Origin of the sequence: Clostridium sp. HBUAS56017 (assembly GCF_007115085.1) — a bacterium.
GTDB classification, from domain to species: Bacteria; Bacillota; Clostridia; order Clostridiales; family Clostridiaceae; genus Clostridium; species Clostridium cibarium.
The window spans coordinates 1-1371 of record NZ_SULK01000060.1; the positions used below are offsets into that span (position 1 = coordinate 1).

Annotated in this window: 1 protein-coding gene; it reads right to left on the reverse strand. The window is 37.6% G+C overall.

All coding sequences use genetic code 11. The features are described 5' to 3' along the window. On the reverse strand, positions 1-819 hold an 819-nt coding region (locus FAY47_RS19830), incomplete at its 3' end, for a reverse transcriptase N-terminal domain-containing protein (protein WP_185966928.1). Positions 820-1371: the final 552 nt, after the last annotated feature.

The following is a 1371-nucleotide window of genomic DNA, read 5'->3' on the forward strand; positions in this document are numbered from 1 at the left end:
TATTTTACCTTTTGAATTTCTATGGTATTTGTCTTGAATCACTTTTTCGAGTCCATCTAATGTCATATTTGCATATATACTAGAGATTGCTCCGCCTTGTGGCGAACCCGTTTCTGTTGGAAATAGTTTTTCTTCATATATATATCCTGATTTTGGGAACTGTTTCATAATACTTTTATCCATTGGTATATTGTTTTGCAACCATTCATGGTTAATGTTATCAAAGCAACCTTTAATGTCACCTTCAAGTATCCATGTTGGAGAACATTTTCTAGCTAATACACAGAATATCTGCTCACAGGCGTCTTTTGAACTTCTTCCTCGACGGAATCCAAAGGAAATAGAATCGCCTTTTGTTTCTGAGATTGGCTCAAGTGCTAACGCATATAAGGTTTGCATTGCTCTATCATACATCGTTGGTATCCCTAATGGACGTTTCTGCTTTTTACCTTTCTTTTCGATATATACTCGTCTTAAAGGCTTTGCTTTATAGTTTTTATCGGTGAGCGAAAGCACTGCTTTCATCTTCGAAGCAGAGGTAGACCATAATTTCTTATCTACTCCTGGTGTGTTTTTCCCTTTATTTGTTTTTACTTTTTTTACAGCATAGGCTTTAGCTGAAAAAGAGTGGGTTAATAGGTATTGTAATCTTTTGACTTTATTTTTGTCTCCTTTTACTGTTGCCTTAGCGATTCGGGTTTGTAGTCTATTAACATCATATTCAACTTGTTTCCAGTCAATCGTTTCCCATTGAAAGGCAAGTGATTTTGTGTCTTTTAGTCTCTCGGTTTTATCCGTCGTTGAATTACTAAAATTCATAAATATATAATCCTTTCCTGCTAAGAAATACCATAGGATAAGTCTGCACCCTTTCAGGTTAGAGCAAAGTTTGAACTCCTATCTGTTTTCATTACAAAATCAGCCTTCGCTTTTTATCCTTTTCTTCTGCCCTCTATGTCGTTTCGCCCTTTACAGTTAGATACCTCTCGGTAGAGGAACATATAGGGTTTACCAAGTTCCACGTAATACATAATTATAAATGCCTTAGGAGTCATCTTTAAACCGGGAGTTCTTTATCCATTCGCATTGGTTTAACAGTTGGCCTTTGCTCGACTCCTTACCATTTTGGTCAAAGCGTTTCAGCCTATTTCGCTTTCTCCAGCGTAACGATTCCTACAATAATTCACTTTACGTTCTCCATAGTATTCTTACTCTAGCAGTTGCCCCAGTTTAGGCTACTCGGACTTCCACATTGTCTCGTGAGCTTTCTAACCCGAACGTTACCATTCACGCTAGTCACGATAGAGTTACCCCGAATGGATGGGGTAGTCTAACGACAATGTATCACGCAACTTCTTGTCACACTTGAAA